We start from the raw sequence: 18,382 nt of genomic DNA on the forward strand, positions 1-18,382 counted from the left end.
TGACGTAATATTCCTATAACTTAAAACCAGTGGTGCGCAATAGAGGTGTAATAGGAGTTATGGATAGACTAACCAGCATGCAGATGTTCGTCCGCGTGGTCGAAAAAGGCGGATTTTCCGCCGCAGCGGAAGATGCGCGAATCTCACCCACCATGGTGGGCAAGCACGTGCGCCAACTGGAAGATCAGCTCGGCGTACGCTTATTGAATCGTACTACGCGCCGTCAAAGCCTGACCGAGATCGGCCAGCTGTATTTCGAGCGTTGCAAGCAGGCCTTGTTGGAGATCGAGGCGGCCGATGCTTCGGTCAAGCAAATGCAATTGCTGCCGCGCGGGGTACTGCGGGTGACTGCGCCAGCCACGTTTGGCGGCCAGATGCTGACCGCCGTGGTGCGCGCTTATCTGGAACGCTATCCCGACGTCGAATTGGATCTGTCTCTGAATGACCGGGTGGTTGATCTGGTGGAGGAAGGTTTTGAAGTGGCGATCCGGATCGGCGCGCTGCCCGATTCGAGCCTGATCGCGCGGCCTTTGCAGCCGTACCGGGCAATGGTGTGCGCCGCGCCGGAATACCTGGCGCGTTGCGGTACGCCGCAGACGCCGCAACAGCTGGTCAAGCATAATTGTCTCAGTTTCGCGCACGGCAATCGTTATAACCTGTGGCAGTTTTCGCAAGCAGGCGTGCGGCAAGAAATTGAAGTGCACGGTAATTTTCGCGCCAATAACGGCCTGGCGTTGCGGACTGCAGCGCTCAACGGCATCGGCATCATCATGCAGCCGGAGGCATTGTTGCGCGATGAAGTCAGCGCCGGGCGTTTGCAGCGCTTGCTAGTCGACTATGAGCTGGAACACCGGCCGATGCACATCGTGGTGGCATCGAACCGCAAGATGACGCCCAAGTTGAAATCGTTTATCGAATTCGTGGTCGCGCATTTCGGCAGGGACAGTGAAGCAGGCGGCGTTGCGCTCACAGGGCTGGATTGAGCGCAGCAAATTGTGCGCGCAAAAATGCCAGCAACGCACGCAGCGATGGCGACATGCTGCTGCGATGCGGGTACACCATGCTAAGCGGAGTCTCTTCACCGGCAAACTGCTCCAGGATGATTTCCAGGCGGCCGTCGGCCACGTCTTGCCGCACATCCAGCCAGGATTTATAGGCGATGCCGATGCCTGCCACTGCCCAGGCCCGTGCGATCGCCGCATCGTCAGTCATGCGGTCGCCGCGCACCTTGACGTCGATGGCAGTCTTGCCCGAATAAAAGCGCCAATTGTTGAACAAGCCGTGCTGCAGGTAATACAGCAGGCAGTTATGGCGGGCCAGATCTTTCGGCACGCTCGGCCTGCCATGCTTTGCCAGATAGGACGGCGCTGCCACCGCCACCCGGCGGCTGGGCGCCAATATTTGCGATACCAAGGTCGAGTCGTCCAGCGGCCCGTAACGGAATGCGACATCAACCGGATCGCGAAACAGGTCGACTACACGATCCGAAAATTGCAGCGATAAAGTGACTTGCGGGTAATTCTCCTGGAATGCATCGAGCCAGGGCAGCAGCACGTTACGGCCGACATCGGACGGCATCGACAGCCGCAAATGGCCGCTTATCGGCCCGCCGGCATTCAGCAAAGCCTGGCCTTCCTGCAGCAGGGCCAGCGCCTGCCGGCCATATTCCAGAAACAGAGTTCCTTCCGGCGTCAGGCGCATGCTGCGGGTGGAGCGTACAAACAGCCTGGCGTTGAGCTGTTGCTCCAGCCGTTTCAGGCTGGCGCTGGCAGTGGCTGGCAGCAGATCAAGCTGGCGCGCTGCGTTCGACAGGCTGCCGAGATCGGCCGTATGAATGAAAAGCTGCAAGTCGGTGGTTGAATACATTATCAAATATTGATTGAAAGTGAATCAAATATTGCGCTATTTATAGAATAATTCAACATTATCATAATGGTTGTCATTCGACCTGGTTCATGTTGAATCGGTCCTCATCACCACGGAGCCGGCATATGAAAGCCATCGCATTAACCCGATACCTGCCTATAGAAAACCCGGAGTCGCTGTTTGATATCCAGCTTGATAAGCCGTTGCCGCTGGGTAGCGACCTGCTGGTCGAGATCAAGGCCATCGCAGTCAATCCGGTCGACGCCAAGGTGCGGGCGCCGAAAGACACCGTCGAAAAAACGCCACGCGTACTGGGCTGGGATGCCGCCGGGGTGGTGCAGGCAGTGGGGCCTGACGTCAGTCGTTTCAAAGTAGGGGACCGTGTGTTTTATGCAGGCGACATCACGCGTCCCGGCAGCAATAGCGAGTTCCAGCTGGTCGATGAACGCATCGTCGGCAATATGCCGCAATCGCTGTCCTTCGAACAGGCCGCCGCCTTGCCACTGACTACCATCACCGCCTGGGAAGCGCTGTTCGACCGCCTGCACATATCGCCGACGCCGGCCGCAACGGCGACATCGGCTAAATCCATCCTGATCATAGGCGGCGCCGGCGGCGTCGGTTCGATTGCGATCCAGCTGGCGGCCAAGGTCGCCGGCTTGAATGTGATCGCCACGGCATCGCGTCCTGAATCGGAAAAATGGGTGCGCGACCTCGGTGCGCAGCACGTGATCAACCATTTCGGCGATCTGGCGGCCCAACTCAGGCAACAAGGCTTCGACCACGTCGATTACGTGCTGATCCTGAACGATACCGACCGCCATTTCCCCGCAGCGGCAGCAGTGATAGCACCGCAAGGCATGATTTGCACCATCGTCGAAAACAATGCACCGCTCGACGTCAGCCTGTTGAAAGCCAAGAGCGCCGGTTTTATCTGGGAATTCATGTTTACCCGCTCGATGTTCCAGACCGCCGACATGCAGCAGCAGGGCAATCTGCTGGACCAGGTGGCGCGTTTGATCGACAACAAGATCATCGTCACTACGGTGAATCAGGTTTTGTCGCCGATTAACGCCGCCAACCTGCGGCAAGCCCATGCCGCGCTGGAAACCGGACGTGCAATCGGCAAGATCGTCCTGAAGGATTTCTAAAGAATAAATTATCTAAAATGCAATGACTGATCGAGAAAGCTTGCGCTTTCCCGGCCCATCATGCATTTTTCACGGACCGGCAAGGTGGTTTTGTCATCAGTTTGCGGGGCGGCGGGCGGGTCGGCACTGTATAATGGCGGCTTCTGATTTAACCCGCAGCCACGCTGCATCAACTCCCTCCTCGCCATGTTGATTTTGCCCGGTTCCAATGCTCTGCCTGCCTTCCGTTCCCAACGTCTTCTAGCTCAGTTACAAGCGATCGACAGTAATGTCGTCGAAGTGACAGGGCGTTTCGACCATTTTGTCGATGCGTCGACTTCGCTCAGCCAGGACGATATCGGTCGTTTGAACGCCTTGTTGACCTATGGCGATCCGTTCACTTCCGGTGAAGGCGGCGAAGAATTCATCGTGATTCCACGCTTCGGCACGATTTCCCCGTGGGCCAGCAAGGCCACCGACATTGCCCGCAATTGCGGCATGGCGCACATCAAGCGCATCGAGCGCGGGATTGCGTATCAGGTAAAACTCAAGAGCGGTTTGCTGGGCGGCGCTAAAAAACTCAGCGACGACAGCGTGCGCGCTATCGCCGACGTGCTGCATGACCGCATGACAGAAACCGTCTTGCGCAGCGCCGAGCAAGCTGCCGATTTATTCCGTGAACTGGACGCCAAGCCGTTAGCCTCCATCGATCTGCTGGCCGGCGGCAAAGGCGCCCTGGAGCAAGCCAACACCGAACTGGGCCTGGCCTTGTCGGACGATGAAATCGATTACCTGCTGGCTGCCTTCACCAGCGCCAAGCGCAATCCGACCGATGTCGAGCTGATGATGTTTGCGCAGGCAAACAGCGAACATTGCCGCCACAAGATTTTTAACGCCGACTGGATCATCGACGGCGAAGCGCAAGACAAGTCCTTGTTCGCGATGATCAAGAATACCCATCAGTTGCAACCGAAGGGCACCATCGTCGCCTACAGCGACAATTCATCGATTATCGAAGGCGCAACCGTCTCGCGTTTCTATGCGCGCGGCGCGGCGGAAGGCAATACCTATCGCGCTTCCGACGAGCTTACCCACATCCTGATGAAGGTCGAGACGCACAATCACCCGACTGCGATTTCGCCTTTCCCTGGCGCCTCCACCGGCGCCGGCGGCGAGATCCGCGATGAAGGCGCAACCGGCCGCGGCGCCAAGCCGAAGGCTGGGCTGACCGGCTTCACAGTATCCAATCTGCAGTTGCCAGATGCATTGCAGGCTTGGGAAAATGCCGCTGACGTAACCTCCTTTACCGCTATCGGCCAACAGGATGCGGGCCAGTACGGCAAGCCGGAGCGGATTGCTTCAGCCCTGCAAATCATGATCGACGGCCCGCTCGGCGGCGCCGCGTTCAACAACGAATTCGGCCGTCCTAACCTGGGCGGTTATTTCCGTACCTACGAACAAAACGTCGGCGGCAATGTGCAGGGTTACCACAAGCCGATCATGATCGCCGGCGGCATCGGCAGTATCTCTGACAAGCACACCAAGAAGAACGAACTGCCAGTCGGCAGCCTGCTGATCCAGCTGGGCGGCCCTGGCATGCGCATCGGCATGGGCGGCAGCGCGGCGTCGTCGATGGCAACCGGTTCGAATACCGCCGATCTCGATTTCGATTCGGTCCAACGCGGCAATCCGGAAATGGAACGGCGCGCCCAGGAAGTGATCAACGCCTGCTGGGCGATGGATGACAAGAATCCGATTTTGTCGATCCATGACGTCGGCGCCGGCGGTCTGTCGAACGCCTTCCCGGAAATCACCAACGACGCCAAGCGCGGCGCGATTTTCGATTTGCGCAAAGTGCCGCTGGAAGAAAGCGGCATGGCGCCGAAGGAAATCTGGAGTAACGAATCGCAAGAACGTTATGTGCTGGCCATCGCACCGGAAAGCCTGCCGCTGTTCGAATACTTCTGCCAGCGTGAGCGTTGCCTGTTCGCGGTGGTCGGTACCGCAACTGAAGAACGCCAGTTGAAGGTGATCGATCCGCAGCACGACAATAATCCAGTCGATATGCCGATGGATGTATTGCTTGGTAAACCGCCGAAAATGCAGCGCGACGTCACACATCTGAATCCAGCGTTGCCTGCTGTCGACCTGACCGGCATGGATTTGCTGGAAGTATCGCAGCGCGTGCTGAAGCTGCCGACAGTGGCCGACAAATCCTTCCTGATCACCATCGGCGACCGCACCGTTGGCGCCACTTCGGTGCGCGACCAGATGGTGGGCCCGTGGCAAATCCCGGTCGCCGATTGTGCCGTCACCAGCATGAGTTTCGAAGGCTATCTGGGCGAAGCGATGGCGATGGGCGAGCGCACACCGCTAGCCGTCATCAACGCCGCCGCATCCGGCCGCATGGCGGTGGGTGAAGCCTTGACCAACATTGCCGCCGCAGCGATTGCCGATATCTCCGACGTCAAGCTGTCCGCCAACTGGATGGCCGCTTGCGGTCAGCCAGGCCAGGACGCTGCCTTGTTCGATACCGTCAAGGCGATCGGCATGGAGTTGTGCCCGGCGCTGGGTATCAGCATCCCGGTCGGCAAGGATTCGCTGTCGATGCGCACCACCTGGAAAGACGAGGGTCAAGCCAAGGCTGTGACCTCGCCGGTGTCGCTGATCGTTTCCGCATTCGCACCGGTGAGCGATGTACGCCGTTCGCTGACACCGCAGATTCGTACCGATCTAGGCGATACCGCAATTATCCTGGTCGACCTCGGCCGCGGCAAGAATCGCATGGGTGCTTCGGCACTGACTCAGGTGATGCAGCAAATCGGCAATGAGACGCCAGACGTCGACAGTGCAGAAGACTTGAAAGCATTTTTCGCCGCCATTCAACAACTCAACCGCGAACAAAAACTGCTGGCCTACCATGACCGTTCCGACGGCGGTTTGTTCACCTCCCTGTGCGAGATGGCGTTTGCCGGCCACAGCGGGTTATCGATCAATCTCGATATCCTGACAATGGAAAGCGAACATGCAGCCGACTGGGGCGATTCGAAAAACTGGACCGGCCAGGTGGCCGAGCGCCGCAATGAGCTGACCTTGCGCGCCCTGTTCAGCGAAGAGCTGGGCGCGGTGCTGCAAGTGCGCGCTGAACAGAAATCGGAAGTCATGAATGTGCTGCGCAGCTTTAACCTGGGCGCGTGCAGTCATATCATCGGCAAGCCGAATACACGCGACGTCATCGAATTCAGCCGCGACGCCAAGACCATCTACAGCCAGACCCGTATCGACCTGCAGCGTTTGTGGAGTGAAACCAGCTGGCGCATCGCCCGTCTGCGCGACAATCCTGCCAGCGCCGATGCCGAATACGACCGCATCCTGGATGCCGCCGATCCAGGCATCAGCCCGATCATCACGTTCGACCAGCAAGACAATATCGCCGCGCCGTTCCTTAACCTGGCAGCCAAGCCGCGCGTGGCAATCTTGCGCGAGCAGGGCGTTAACTCGCATGTCGAAACCGCTTATGTGATGCATCAGGCCGGCTTTACCGCGGTCGACGTCCACATGAGCGACCTGATTGCCGGCCGCGCCAGACTGGACGATTTCAAGGGTTTCATCGCGGTCGGCGGTTTCTCGTACGGCGACGTGCTGGGCGCCGGCGAGGGCTGGGCCAAGACGATCTTGTTCAATGCCAAGCTGGCTGAGCAATTCTCGCTGTTCTTCCAGCGCGGCGACACCTTTGCACTCGGCGTCTGCAACGGTTGCCAGATGATGAGTAATCTGAAATCGATTATTCCTGGCGCCCAGGCATGGCCGAAATTCACCCGCAACAAGTCGGAGAAATTCGAAGCGCGCTTCTCGATGGTGCAGGTCGAATCGTCGCCGTCGATTTTCCTGCAAGACATGGCGGGCACGCAAAGCGCCATCGCCATCGCGCATGGTGAAGGTTTTGCCGATTTCTCGCAAACCGGCGATATCAAGGAAGCGCTGGTCGCCATGCGTTTCGTCGACAACAAGGGGCAGGTGACTGAAGGCTATCCATACAATCCAAACGGCTCGCCGCAAGGCATCACTTCGGTGACTACGCCGGATGGCCGTTTCACGGTCTGCATGCCGCATGCCGAACGTGTGTTCCGCACGGTGCAGCAATCGTGGCACCCTGAGTCGTGGGGCGAGGATTCGCCATGGATGCGCATGTTCCGCAATGCGCGCAAGTGGGTAGGGTAATCGTTCTGCCGTCAGCGAACAGGTAGGGTGGGCAGGTTTTTTTGCCCGCGCTGAATTTGCTTCTCAGATGGTTGATGTGCCGCGTGGGCATACGTGCCCACCCTACAAATTCAGTATCGTTTGAGGTATAAAAAAAGCGCTCCGAGGAGCGCTTTTTTATTGACTGCGGTTTTAAGCGAAGATCTTATTGGATCTTGGCTTTGGCGCGCAGTTCTTGTTGGTAAGCTTGCAGTTTCTTCTGTTGCAGTGCTTCGGTGATTTGCGGTTTGACTTCAGCCAGGGTAGGGATCTTGGCGGCGCGTACTTCTTCCAGCTTGATCACGTGGTAACCGAATTGGGTCTTGACCGGTGTTTCAGTCAGTTGACCTGCTTTCAGTGCTACCAGCGCATCGGAGAAAGGCTTCACGAACGAAGCTGGCGTTGCCCAGCCCAGATCGCCGCCGTTGGCTGCCGAACCTGGATCTTTCGATTGCTTGGCCAGATCGTCAAACTTGCCGCCAGCTTTCAGCTTGGTGATGATGGCTTTGGCATCGGCTTCGTTTTCGACCAGGATATGACGTGCGTGATATTCCTTGTCGCCAGCCTGGGCCTTGAATTTGTCGTATTCAGCCTGGATGTCGGCATCCTTGATCGGGTTCTTCTTGACGAAGTCGGCAACCAGGGCGCGGATCAGGATCGATTGGCGAGCGATGTCGGCTTGTGCCTTGACGTCAGCGTTATTGCCCAGGCCCAGCTTGTCGGCTTCCTGAATCAGTACTTCACGGTTGATCAGTTCGTCCTTGACCATGCTACGCAGTTCAGGGGTATCTGGCTGGCCGCCTTGTGCCGACAATTGCTTGACCATCATGTCAGCGCGCGACGATGGGATTGCCTTACCGTTCACGACTGCAAGGTTTTGGGCCATAACAGGCAATGTAGCAGCTGCAAAAAGTACCACCAGTAAACGTGAAGGTTTAAATGTCATTATCAAATCCTAGATTGGGGAGGGGTTGTTAATAAATTAATGCGAGGCAAAGGCAGAATAACCGAAGTGTGTTTGACGGGCAATTAATTATTCTATCAGTCACTATGAATCACGCAGCTTTAGTTTCAGATGGGGCCAATGCAGTGATCGCCAATGCATGAATTTCCGTATGCATCATATCAGCCAGGCAATCATACACCAGCCTATGCCGGTTTAAGCGGTTTTGCCCCTCAAAAACTGCGCAAACTATGCGTACTTTATAGTGTCCGCCGCCGGAGGCGGCACCGGCGTGTCCCACATGCAGCGCCGATTCGTCCTCAACTATACATTCCAATGGTGAAAGCGTAGCTGTCAATTTGTTACGAATCGTATCAAGACGCTGGTTCATTCCGGATCCTTGATGTATTTCGACAGCAGGATGCTTTGACCGATGATGAAGGCAAACATCAGCCCCATGCCGCCAAACAGCTTGAAGTTCACCCATGTGGCAGTGGGAAAATTAAACGCGATGTACAGGTTCAGGCAGCCCATCACGATAAAGAACGCGATCCAGGCAAAACCTACGCGCGGCCAGATCGGGTCGGGCAGGGCGATCTGCTTTTCCATCATGGTGCGAATCAGGTTTTTCTTGAGCAGCAGCTGGCTAACCAGCAATGCCGTCGCAAACGCCCAGTACAGGACCGTGGGTTTCCATTTGATGAAGGTTTCGTTATGGAAGTAGATGGTGGCGCCGCCGAAGACGCAGATGATGATGAAGGACACCCACAACATCGCATCGACTTTTTTCCGGCGCAGCAGCAGATAGCCGATTTGCGCTACCGTGGCGACGATCGCCACCGCAGTCGCCAGCAGCACCGGCGTTTGTGCAGCGGTTACCACGCCGCCAGACACAAAGCCCGACAAATACTGGTTGACCAGCGCTTGTGCCGCATCAGGGCTGCCTTCGCTCCATTTGAAGATGCCAAAGAAAAGGATTACCGGGAACAGGTCGAACAGGAACTTCATGTGTTTGGTGTGCTTTCAGTGAAAGTAACTAGTATTAATGATCGAATTGATCGAATTGATCGAATCGTAAAATCAGTGCTGTAGCCTCGGTGCCTCAGTCGGCCGGATCAAAACGCAACGATGCCGAATTGATGCAGTAGCGCAAACCGGTTGGCGGCGGTCCGTCCGGGAATACGTGCCCCAGATGGGCGTCGCATACCTTGCATAGAATTTCAGTGCGCATCATGCCATGAGTACGGTCGACGCGCTCTTCGACATTGTCGGGATTGATGGCCTTGAAATAACTTGGCCAGCCGCAGCCGGAATCGAATTTGGCGTCTGATTCGAACAAGGGCGTATTGCAGCACACGCAGGTATAGATGCCGTGTTCGTGATGATCCCAGAAACGACCGGTAAACGCCCGTTCAGTAGCGGCGTGACGGGTCACCTCATATTCCATCGGCTCCAGTTCGGCACGCCATTCGGCATCGGTTTTAACGACTTTACTGCTGCTCATGGTTTTAATTCCAATCTACGACGAACAACTGACTTCCAGTCCGCGCGCCCAATCCGGAGGCAATTCGGCGTACTGGGCATGTTGCGGTTGTTCATCAAACGGGTTTTCAAGAATTTGCTGCAATTTCCGGACTTCTGAGAAGTCTTTATTCTGAGCGTGTTCGATTGCTGTTTGCGCCAAATAGTTTCGCAATACGTATTTGGGGTTAGTTGCATCCATTGCAAGCTTACGATTGCTATCCTGGCTGTTTTCCATTTTCAGGCGAGCCCTGTATTGTAACGCCCATGCGTCAAATGCCGCGCGGTCTATGAACAGATCACGCAGAGCGCTGTTACCGTTAGATTCATCGCCGCTGATCTCATCCATGCGCAAGTTGCCGAGCCGGCGGAAAAACAGAGTGAAATCGACATGGCTAGCCTGCATCAGGGCAAACATGGCGTCCAGCAATTTGTCGTCGTCCACTTGATGCGTTACCAGGCCCAGCTTGGCATGCAGCAATTCATCCAGTTTTGCGCCATACAAGGACTGGTAATTGCTGAGCGCAGCTTCGGTCGCCTCGACGCTGCCGATCAGCGGCAGCAATGCCTGGCCCAGGGCAAAGCAGTTCCAATGCCCGATCTGCGGCTGCTGATTGTAGGCATAGCGGCCTTGCTGGTCGGTATGGTTGCAGATATGGCGCTGATCGTAAGCTTCCATGAAACCGAACGGGCCGTAATCCAAGGTTATTCCGAGAATAGACATATTGTCGGTATTCATCACGCCGTGCATGAAACCGACTGCCTGCCATTGCGCCATCAGATGCGCGGTGCGGCGTGTCACTTCGGCCAGCAGCGCCTGATAAGGATTCTCTGCCGCCTGCAATTCCGGATAAAAACCGGCGATAACGTGGTCAGCCAAGGCTTTCAGCGCTTCCGGCTGATTGTTGTAATACCAATGTTCGAACGAGCCGAAGCGCACAAAACTAGGCGCCATGCGCGTCACCACCGCCGTGGTTTCCGGCCGCTCGCGCATCGCCAGTTGATCGGAGCCGATCACCGCCAGCGCACGCGAAGTAGGGATGCCGAGTGCCGCCATCGCTTCCGAACACAGGTATTCACGGATCGACGAGCGCAGCACGGCACGGCCGTCGCCCATGCGCGAATACGGCGTGGCGCCGGCTCCCTTGAGTTGCAACTCGAGCCGGCCGCCATCGGCAGCCGCCACATCGCCCAGCAAAATGGCGCGGCCATCGCCCAGTTGCCCGGCCCAGACGCCGAATTGGTGGCCGGAATACACCGCTGCCAAGGGTTGAGAGTCGTTGGCGCCGCGGTTGCCGGCCAGCGTCTGGATGAAATCATCGTTGCCGAATGCCGTTGGCGCCAGCCCGATCAGTTGCGCCGCCTGCGCGCTGGCCGCAACCAGGTACGGCGCTGGAATCGGCGTCGGCATCAGTTTGGTGTAAAAGGCAGCGGGCAAGCTGGCGAACGCGTTGGAGAAACGCAGATGATCGAGCGCGGGCGCTTCGGGGAATGCCAAACGGTTGTTCATGACAGCGTTGATCCTGATTGCAATATGACGGGAAGCCTCAAGTATCGCACGGCTACGCTATCCTTACCTTCAATGGCGGCGGCCCGGGCTGGCGCAAGCTTGCTGCAGCCGGCTCTACTCTGCCGCACTGAAAGCCCTGGCCGCCAGGTTACGCGCATGATCACGTATGTCGATCTGCCATGGTTCGCTCAACTCTGTAAAGCGCAACTGGTCGCCGGCAAAAAAAGCACGCGTAGCTTCTTCAAAGCCGGCTTGATTGCCGGCCATTGCAGACATGAAGCGATACGCGGATTCTTGTGCCAGGCGCAGTTGGTCGCGTTCTTCGTTACGGCGCTTGGCCTCTTCAACCAACTTGCGCAGCGCCACGGAGGCACCGCCGGGTTGCTGGTTGAGCCACTCCCAATGACGCGGCAACAGGGTCACTTCGCGGCCGATGACGCCCAGTTTCGGGCGGCCGGGGCCACGTGCCGTTTGCTGGTCGTCGGCGGCTTGTTCCGTTGCAGTCGCGCTGGTCCCGCTTGCGGACAAGCGTTGCAATACTTGTTCAGCGTTGCCGCGGAAGTCGATTTCGACCTGTTCGCTGGTGATGTCGTCGAAGATCAGGACGGTGGCGGAGTCGTTCCTGTCGATCAGTTCCTTTACTTTCAACGCCACCAGCGCCAGCTGCCCGGAAGCGATACGGTTGGCGCCGGCAAAGGCGATGACGGGGTGTGGATTGATGGTATTCATGGCAGATGGTTTTCATGAGTTGTGTTGATGAGTAATATTACCCTGGTTTAATTGGTGCGTCAATATTACCTTGGTAAAAATGCGACATCCTTGCCGAGCGAACCGGTAAAATGCCGGACTACCTGTCATCATCGCCTGCCAGAACATTAAATAATGCTAATGAGCGCTCAATGGAATTCACTCTTATCACCTTGCTGAACGGTCTCGGTTACGGCCTGCTGCTGTTTCTGCTGTCGTCGGGACTGACGTTGATTTTCAGCATGCTGGGAGTGTTGAATTTTGCCCATGCGAGTTTTTATATGCTGGGCGCCTATTTCGCCTATGCGATCAGCGTCAAGCTCGGCTTCTGGCCGGCGCTTTTGCTGGCGCCGCTGCTGGTCGGCATGTTGGGCGCTCTGGTTGAACGTTTTGGACTGCGCCACGTGCGTCGTCACGGGCAGGTGGCGGAACTGCTGTTTACTTTCGGCCTGTCTTATGTGGTGGTCGAACTGGTGCAACTGACCTGGGGCAAATCGGCGCTGCCGTATGCGATCCCGGCGCAACTCGATGGACCGCTGTTTACTTTGTATGCGACTACTTTTCCCATTTATCGCGGCTTCATGATGCTTCTGGCATTGCTGGTTTTGCTGGCCGCGGCCTGGCTGCTGAAGCGTTCGCGTATCGGTTTGCTGATCCAGGCGGCGCTGACCCATCCGCAGATGGTTGAAGCCTTGGGGCATAACGTGCCGCGTATTTTTACTCTGGTGTTTGCTGTCGGCTGCGGTTTGGCTGGATTGGCCGGGGTAGTGGGCGGCAACGCCTTTGTCACTGAGCCGGGCATGGCGGCCGGCGTTGGCAGCATTATTTTCGTCGTAGTGGTGGTCGGCGGCCTCGGTTCTTTACGCGGGGCGTTCATCGCCTCGTTGCTGATCGGGATTTTGCAAACTTTCGCCGTCGCGCTGGATGTCTCCGCAGCGAGCGGTTTGACTTACTGGGGCGTACAGATCGATCCCGATGCAACGATATATCCGGTGCTGCAGTTGACGCTGGCCCAGCTTGCGCCCGTATTGCCGTATTTGCTGCTGGTGCTGGTCATGCTGCTGCGCCCGCGCGGCTTGTTTGGCGTGCGCGATTGATGGATAGGCGCATGAATATGAGTATGAACCTGACCATGAACCTGAGAACGGGACGCAAGTGGATCTGGATGGCGTTTGCGCTGTTATTACTGGTCGCGCCTTGGGTGTTCCCGCAAAGCGCGGCGCTGTCGATCTTGTCGCAATGCGGCAGCATGATGATTCTCGCGCTTTCCTTCAACATGCTGCTCGGGCAAACCGGCATGCTGTCCTTCGGTCATGCCGTGTATTCGGGTCTGGCTGCCTTTGTCGCCGTGCATGTGATGAACCGGCTGGCCGGCGGCAGTCCTGCCATGTTGCTGTTGGTGCCGCTGGCCGGTGGTTGCGCGGGCATGTTGTGCGGCGTCGTTTTCGGCTTTGTCACTACCCGTAAATCGGGTACGGCGCTGTCGATGATCAGCCTGGCGCTGGTTGAATTGGTTGCGGCTGCGGCGTTGATGTTTCCGGGATGGTTTGGCGGCGAGAGCGGGGTCAGCACCGACCGCGTGCTTGGCGCGCCGTTTTTCGGCATCGACTTCGCTTCGCAATTGCAGGTGTATTACCTGATCGCGTTCTGGCTTTTCGTTAGCACTGCCGCCATGTATGGACTGACTCTTACGCCGCTAGGGCGTATCGCCAACGCCGTGCGCGACAACCCCGAGCGGGCGGCGTTCATCGGTCACGATCCGCGCCGGGTACGTTACCTGATGTTCATCCTGTCGGCGTTCTTCGCCGGCATCGGTGGCGCGCTGAGCGCCATCAATTTTGAAATCGTCAGCGCTGAAAACCTGAGCTTGCTGCGTTCGGCGCAGATCCTGTTGTTTACCTTCATTGGCGGCATCGGCTATTTCTTCGGGCCGATGATAGGAGCACTGGTTGGCGTACTGTTTTCTGCGTTGCTGTCGACTTATACGCGAGGCTGGCAGTTGTATCTCGGGCTGTTGTTTGTCATCGTCGTCTTGTTTGCGCCAGGCGGCATCGCCGGCGTCTGGATGACGGCAGCCACCACCTGGCGACGCCTGACCGTGCTCCGGTTGCGGCAACTGGCGCTGCCGTTTCTGTTGCGTTTGGCCGGCCTGTTGCTGCTGGCGGGTGGTACCGTGCTGTTGATCGAAATACTGTATCGGCGGGCGGCGGGCATATGAGCGAAAACGCAATGCCGAATATTCTGGAGCTGCGCGATCTGCACAAGCAATTTGGCGACACGCGGATTATCTGCGGCGCGGATTTGCAATTGAAAGAAGGTGAGAGGCTAGCGTTGATCGGCCCCAACGGCGCTGGAAAATCGACCTTGTTCAATCTGATATCCGGCCATACCGACGCTAGCAGCGGCGAGATTCTTTTGCATGGGCAGCAGATAACCGGCCTGAGCCCGTTCCAGATCAATCGCCTCGGCTTGACGCGCAGCTTCCAGATTACCAATATATTTCCGCAACTGAGCGTCCAGGAAAACCTGCGCGCTGCGGTGTTGTCGTCGCATGGCTATCGTCAGGTGTTCTGGCGTCGTTTGTCTACTCTGCGCGCGGTTAGTCAGCGCACTGAAGAAGTAATGCAGCAATGCGGTTTGGAGGCACAGCGCGATACACCTGGCCGTGACCTCAGTTATGCCGCCCAGCGCGCCTTGGAAATCGGCATCACGATTGCCGGCGATGCCGGATTGATCCTGCTGGATGAGCCGACCGCAGGCATGAGCCGGGACGAATCCGCAGTCGCCGCCGAGCTGATCCGCCGTGTCAGCGTCGGTAAAACCTTGTTGATGATCGAGCACGATATGGAGGTGGTGTTCGGCCTGGTGGACAGGATTGCGGTGCTGGTCGAAGGGCGGATCATTGCTTGCGACACGCCGGCCGCGATTCGTAATAATCGGGCGGTGCAGGCGGCTTATCTCGGCCACCTCGAAGCGGAGCCGATACCATGAGCGCCATGCTTGAAGTGCGCGGCTTGCACGCCTTCTACGATCAAAGCCATGTCTTGCACGGCGTCGATCTCGATGTCAGGCCGGGCGAAATAGTCAGCCTGCTGGGGCGCAATGGCGCTGGCCGTTCCTCAACGCTGAAAGCGCTCATGGGCATGATGCGCAGCAGCGGGTCGGTGCGCTTCAACGGCGCTGAACTGATCGGTTTGAAAACCTTTCAGATTGCCAGGCGTGGTTTGGCTTACGTACCGGAAGAGCGGGCGGTGTTTCCAACGCTGACGGTGCAACAGAATTTACTCCTGGGGCAGCAGCGCGAGCGAGTGGCAATCGAGGATATGTGGCAATTGATGCCGCAGCTAGCCGCACGCAAGCATGTCGCGGCCGGTTTGCTATCCGGCGGCGAGCAGCAAATGCTCAGCCTGTGCCGTAGTCTGATGGGAAAGCCGCAACTGATCATGGTGGATGAACCGACTGAAGGCTTGGCTCCGCATATGGTGCAGTCGGTGGCGCAGCATTTGCTGGCGTTGCGAGGGCAGGGGCTGGGCGTGCTGCTGGTCGAGCAGAAACTCGGTATCACGCTGGAGATATCCGACCGCGTGCTGGTGATGGGGCATGGCCGGATTGTGTTTGCCGGTACGCCGGATGAATTGCGTGCGGATCCGGAAGTGCGGCAGAAGTGGCTGGAAGTTTGATTGGGGGAAGAGGTAATCGGTTGTACCTGAAAGATTTGCGTGAGGGATTGAGAAGGTGTATCAGCACAGACTCAACCGTGCGGCGTCCGCCCACCCTGGACTATCGGCCTATTGGAAATAACGGCGGCTTAGGTGGGCAGACCGGCCGTTTACGGAATTTTTTTCAACGACCGGCTGGCTTTCCAAAATCTATCTGGCAGGTCCGCGTCCAGCGTGTGCGACGAGACCTGCTTGTGCCTCAGAAATGGTATTCGACGCGTACCATCGGTGTTTTGGCCAGGGAACCCGGCACGGTCGACCGATTGCCGAACTTATTGCGCCAGTATTGATACTCAAGACCGGCACGCAGTGTTTTTTTGCCGAGACCCAAAGCTGTGCCAAGGTCGTACATCACCATGGCATCGATATTCAGTTCCGGCGCGGTACCGCGGCCGAATTCGTTCTTTCCCTTGGCGGCGATGTAGTTCATGTAACCTTCAAATGCCAGACCGGTGGAGGCGATCGGGATGCCCCATGCTGCATTGAGCATAGGGTGCAGATCGTAGGTATAACGGCTATTGATGCTTTTCGGCTGGTTACTTTCCTGCAGCAACAGCAGACTTATATTCAGAAAGCCAGGTACATCCATCATCAGCGTTGGCCCTAATACCAGCATGCGCTTTTTCGACGCGTAACCGGTATCGTTCTTGGTGTTCCAGTCGAAGCCGGCGGTCACGCCAAGGCTGCGGACCGGACCGAAAGACAGGTTTTTTCCGGAAACTTTGCCAAGGTCCAGGGTGTTGCGGTAAGTGATATAGGCTTCCTGGGCGTTGCTGTCCTTGCTATTGGATTCCAGCAGGTCGACATTGAAAAAATTCGTGCCATATTTGTAACCGCTGGAGTGGGTCAGGTTGAAAATGTTCTTCGTGATGTCATTGCCAACGTAAGGCTCGGCAAACCGGGTGCCATAGCGATAGCCGATCGATGTGTCGCTCCATTCCGCTGCTCCGGCCTGCTGGACGCCTGCCAGCGCGGCAGTCATGGTACAAGTCAAGGTTGCCAAGCGCAGGATATTGATACGTTTTGAACTAGTGAAGTGCATGATGTCTCCGATTGTTGACGCGAGTTGATCAAGGCCGAGGGGCGAACCACGGCAAGATGAAAGAATGCTTAGGGGTTTTACGAAACGCTTCGCGGAGCGTCGCAGGCTAAGCAAGTTCCTCTCTTTCGAGCGGGAACTTGCTGCTACAACAGTCTCAAATTTTCACGGTGGCGCTCAGCGTCGCCATCGGCTTGTTTCAGTGGATCGCGTCTTGCACACCGGCGAGCGCGTTTTTACGACCATCCTCAATGGAGCCCTGTCCGTTCAGATACAGGTTCAATGTGAACGACACCACGGCAGCAATCAGGATGTCGCTATGCAAGATCGTTGTTGTCCATTTCGGTAACTGATGGAAGAACGTTGGCGAGACCAGTGAAATCATGCCGGCGCCGATACTGATGGCGACGATGAACAGGTTGCTGCGATTCGTTTCAAAATCGACGCGGCCCAGAATCTTGATGCCAGTTGCGGCGACCATCCCGAACATCACGAGACCGGCGCCGCCCAGCACGAATTGCGGTACTGATGCTGCGACAACAGCCATTTTCGGAAAGAAGCCGAAGGCCATCAAGATCAGTCCGGCAGCGACGCAGACATACCGGCTACGTATGCCAGTCACGCCGACCAGTCCGACGTTTTGCGAGAAAGACGTATAGGGGAAGGTATTGAAAATACCACCGATGATCGTGCCCAAGCCATCTACACGCAAACCGTTGGCGATATCTCCCCGGCTGATCTTCTTGCCGGTAATGTCGGACAGGGCGAGAAACATGCCGGTCGATTCCACCATCACCACGATCATGACCATGCACATCGCGATGATCGAGCCGATATCGAAAGTCGGCATCCCGTAGCGAAACGGTATGATGACATCGAACCAGTGCGCCTCGGCCAAACCGGCGAAGTTGACTTTACCAAGCGCCAGTGCGACCAGGAAACCAATGATCAAGCCCAGCAATACCGCAATGTTGCTGAGGAAGCCTTTCAGGTGCTTGGTGATCAGCACGATCGCAATCAATACCAGCAGTGCGATCGCAAGATTTTCAGGCGCGCCATAGGAAGGATTCGGCACGTCTTTTAACACGCCATCGACCACTTGCTTGACAGTCGGATTTCCGCCCGCGGCCCAGTTAATGCCAACTCGCATCAACGAGATCCCGATCACGGTGATGATGCTTCCGGTCACGATCGGCGGGAAGTAGCGCACCAGCCGACTCATGAGCGGTGCGACCACGATACCGAACACACCTGCTGCAATGACAGTGCCGTATATGGCTAGTATCCCCAAATCGGGGTTGCTCGCCATCGCCAGCATCGGGCCAACTGCGGCGAAGGTGACGCCCATCATGACGGGCATCCGTATGCCAAATTTCCAGACGCCAAGCGATTGAATCAGCGTGACCAAGCCACAACAAAACAAATCAGCGTTGATCAGGAAGGCGATCTGGTCTTTCGGTAATTTGAGGGCGCCGCCGATGATCAGCGGCACCGCGATGGCGCCGGCGTACATCACCAGCACATGTTGCAAGCCCAAGGCAAATAGAATCGGCGCCGGTAGTTTCCTATCTACCGGATGCGTAGCGGTATTCATTGTGTCTCCCCTTTTTTTGGAATTAATTGTTGCTTTTTTTTAAGCCTATAGGTTTGGATAAATGTTATGTATAC

At 56.9% G+C, this 18,382-nt stretch carries 16 protein-coding genes; 7 read left to right on the plus strand and 9 right to left on the minus strand.

The features are described 5' to 3' along the window. Positions 1-59: 59 nt before the first annotated feature. Positions 60-983, plus strand: a complete 924-nt coding sequence (locus KHU29_RS02130; protein ID WP_211451025.1) for a LysR family transcriptional regulator — start codon at positions 60-62, stop codon at positions 981-983. On the opposite strand, the gene KHU29_RS02135 is transcribed toward KHU29_RS02130, so the two are convergent. After that, positions 967-1,866 (minus strand): LysR family transcriptional regulator, encoded by a 900-nt coding sequence (locus tag KHU29_RS02135; RefSeq protein ID WP_211451026.1) that lies wholly within the window; start codon positions 1,864-1,866, stop codon positions 967-969. The genes KHU29_RS02130 and KHU29_RS02135 overlap by 17 nt on opposite strands. Before the next feature lie 125 nt (positions 1,867-1,991). On the opposite strand from KHU29_RS02135, the gene KHU29_RS02140 reads away from it, so the two are divergent. Together KHU29_RS02140 and purL are read left to right on the plus strand one after the other, a co-directional pair. Further along, entirely contained in the window at positions 1,992-3,017 is a 1,026-nt protein-coding gene (locus KHU29_RS02140) for a zinc-binding alcohol dehydrogenase family protein (RefSeq protein ID WP_211451027.1), read from the plus strand. A gap of 186 nt (positions 3,018-3,203) precedes the next feature. Further along, the gene (gene purL / locus KHU29_RS02145) at positions 3,204-7,217 is read left to right on the plus strand and encodes a phosphoribosylformylglycinamidine synthase (protein WP_211451028.1); all 4,014 of its coding nucleotides are present in this window, start codon (positions 3,204-3,206) and stop codon (positions 7,215-7,217) included. A gap of 184 nt (positions 7,218-7,401) precedes the next feature. On the opposite strand, the gene KHU29_RS02150 is transcribed toward purL, so the two are convergent. From KHU29_RS02150 to KHU29_RS02175, 6 genes are all read right to left on the minus strand, one after another. Next, the gene (locus tag KHU29_RS02150) at positions 7,402-8,181 is read right to left on the minus strand and encodes a peptidylprolyl isomerase (protein WP_211451029.1); all 780 of its coding nucleotides are present in this window, start codon (positions 8,179-8,181) and stop codon (positions 7,402-7,404) included. A gap of 109 nt (positions 8,182-8,290) precedes the next feature. Next, positions 8,291-8,569, minus strand: coding sequence for a BolA family protein (locus KHU29_RS02155; RefSeq protein ID WP_211451030.1), 279 nt, complete (start codon positions 8,567-8,569; stop codon positions 8,291-8,293). Further along, positions 8,566-9,186 (minus strand): septation protein A, encoded by a 621-nt coding sequence (locus tag KHU29_RS02160; protein WP_211451031.1) that lies wholly within the window; start codon positions 9,184-9,186, stop codon positions 8,566-8,568. Before KHU29_RS02160 ends, KHU29_RS02155 begins: the two co-directional genes overlap by 4 nt. Before the next feature lie 94 nt (positions 9,187-9,280). After that, a complete protein-coding gene (gene msrB / locus KHU29_RS02165) occupies positions 9,281-9,682 on the minus strand; it encodes a peptide-methionine (R)-S-oxide reductase MsrB (protein WP_211451032.1) in 402 nt (133 codons plus the stop codon). Between the two features lie 15 nt (positions 9,683-9,697). After that, entirely contained in the window at positions 9,698-11,209 is a 1,512-nt protein-coding gene (locus tag KHU29_RS02170) for a protein adenylyltransferase SelO (RefSeq protein WP_211451033.1), read from the minus strand. 114 nt (positions 11,210-11,323) lie between these two features. Then, positions 11,324-11,938 (minus strand): DUF2239 family protein, encoded by a 615-nt coding sequence (locus tag KHU29_RS02175; protein ID WP_211451034.1) that lies wholly within the window; start codon positions 11,936-11,938, stop codon positions 11,324-11,326. Positions 11,939-12,108: 170 nt separating this feature from the next. Here KHU29_RS02175 and KHU29_RS02180 point away from each other — a divergent pair, with 170 nt between their 5' ends. Genes KHU29_RS02180 through KHU29_RS02195 form a run of 4 tightly spaced genes read left to right on the plus strand, consistent with a single transcriptional unit; the run spans position 12,109 to position 15,636 of the window. After that, complete coding sequence (locus KHU29_RS02180) at positions 12,109-13,053, plus strand: branched-chain amino acid ABC transporter permease (RefSeq protein WP_211451035.1); 945 nt, start codon at positions 12,109-12,111, stop codon at positions 13,051-13,053. 17 nt (positions 13,054-13,070) lie between these two features. Further along, the gene (locus tag KHU29_RS02185) at positions 13,071-14,174 is read left to right on the plus strand and encodes a branched-chain amino acid ABC transporter permease (RefSeq protein ID WP_246541404.1); all 1,104 of its coding nucleotides are present in this window, start codon (positions 13,071-13,073) and stop codon (positions 14,172-14,174) included. Further along, on the plus strand, positions 14,171-14,947 hold the full coding sequence (locus KHU29_RS02190) for an ABC transporter ATP-binding protein (RefSeq protein ID WP_246541348.1): 777 nt from the start codon (positions 14,171-14,173) through the stop codon (positions 14,945-14,947). The genes KHU29_RS02185 and KHU29_RS02190 overlap by 4 nt, the downstream gene beginning before the upstream one ends. Then, positions 14,944-15,636 carry an ABC transporter ATP-binding protein gene (locus tag KHU29_RS02195; protein ID WP_211451036.1) on the plus strand — a complete coding sequence of 231 codons (693 nt, stop codon included), beginning with the start codon at positions 14,944-14,946 and terminating at the stop codon, positions 15,634-15,636. The genes KHU29_RS02190 and KHU29_RS02195 overlap by 4 nt, the downstream gene beginning before the upstream one ends. A gap of 238 nt (positions 15,637-15,874) precedes the next feature. Here the strand turns inward: KHU29_RS02195 and KHU29_RS02200 are convergent, their stop codons facing one another. Beyond that, a complete protein-coding gene (locus KHU29_RS02200) occupies positions 15,875-16,657 on the minus strand; it encodes an outer envelope protein (protein ID WP_211451141.1) in 783 nt (260 codons plus the stop codon). 256 nt (positions 16,658-16,913) lie between these two features. Then, positions 16,914-18,308, minus strand: a complete 1,395-nt coding sequence (locus KHU29_RS02205; protein ID WP_211451037.1) for a nucleobase:cation symporter-2 family protein — start codon at positions 18,306-18,308, stop codon at positions 16,914-16,916. Positions 18,309-18,382: the final 74 nt, after the last annotated feature.

It is taken from the genome of Collimonas antrihumi (genome assembly GCF_018304965.1).
GTDB classification, from domain to species: Bacteria; Pseudomonadota; Gammaproteobacteria; order Burkholderiales; family Burkholderiaceae_D; genus Collimonas; species Collimonas antrihumi.

Excerpts from the sequence above, each read along its gene's own strand:
- KHU29_RS02130 (WP_211451025.1), top strand. The coding sequence starts at position 60 with ATGGATAGACTAACCAGCATGCAGATGTTCGTCCGCGTGGTCGAAAAA.
- KHU29_RS02135 (WP_211451026.1), bottom strand. The coding sequence starts at position 1,866 with ATGTATTCAACCACCGACTTGCAGCTTTTCATTCATACGGCCGATCTC.
- KHU29_RS02140 (WP_211451027.1), top strand. The coding sequence starts at position 1,992 with ATGAAAGCCATCGCATTAACCCGATACCTGCCTATAGAAAACCCGGAG.
- purL (WP_211451028.1), top strand. The coding sequence starts at position 3,204 with ATGTTGATTTTGCCCGGTTCCAATGCTCTGCCTGCCTTCCGTTCCCAA.
- KHU29_RS02150 (WP_211451029.1), bottom strand. The coding sequence starts at position 8,181 with ATGACATTTAAACCTTCACGTTTACTGGTGGTACTTTTTGCAGCTGCT.
- KHU29_RS02155 (WP_211451030.1), bottom strand. The coding sequence starts at position 8,569 with ATGAACCAGCGTCTTGATACGATTCGTAACAAATTGACAGCTACGCTT.
- KHU29_RS02160 (WP_211451031.1), bottom strand. The coding sequence starts at position 9,186 with ATGAAGTTCCTGTTCGACCTGTTCCCGGTAATCCTTTTCTTTGGCATC.
- msrB (WP_211451032.1), bottom strand. The coding sequence starts at position 9,682 with ATGAGCAGCAGTAAAGTCGTTAAAACCGATGCCGAATGGCGTGCCGAA.
- KHU29_RS02170 (WP_211451033.1), bottom strand. The coding sequence starts at position 11,209 with ATGAACAACCGTTTGGCATTCCCCGAAGCGCCCGCGCTCGATCATCTG.
- KHU29_RS02175 (WP_211451034.1), bottom strand. The coding sequence starts at position 11,938 with ATGAATACCATCAATCCACACCCCGTCATCGCCTTTGCCGGCGCCAAC.
- KHU29_RS02180 (WP_211451035.1), top strand. The coding sequence starts at position 12,109 with ATGGAATTCACTCTTATCACCTTGCTGAACGGTCTCGGTTACGGCCTG.
- KHU29_RS02185 (WP_246541404.1), top strand. The coding sequence starts at position 13,071 with ATGAGTATGAACCTGACCATGAACCTGAGAACGGGACGCAAGTGGATC.
- KHU29_RS02190 (WP_246541348.1), top strand. The coding sequence starts at position 14,171 with ATGAGCGAAAACGCAATGCCGAATATTCTGGAGCTGCGCGATCTGCAC.
- KHU29_RS02195 (WP_211451036.1), top strand. The coding sequence starts at position 14,944 with ATGAGCGCCATGCTTGAAGTGCGCGGCTTGCACGCCTTCTACGATCAA.
- KHU29_RS02200 (WP_211451141.1), bottom strand. The coding sequence starts at position 16,657 with ATGACTGCCGCGCTGGCAGGCGTCCAGCAGGCCGGAGCAGCGGAATGG.
- KHU29_RS02205 (WP_211451037.1), bottom strand. The coding sequence starts at position 18,308 with ATGAATACCGCTACGCATCCGGTAGATAGGAAACTACCGGCGCCGATT.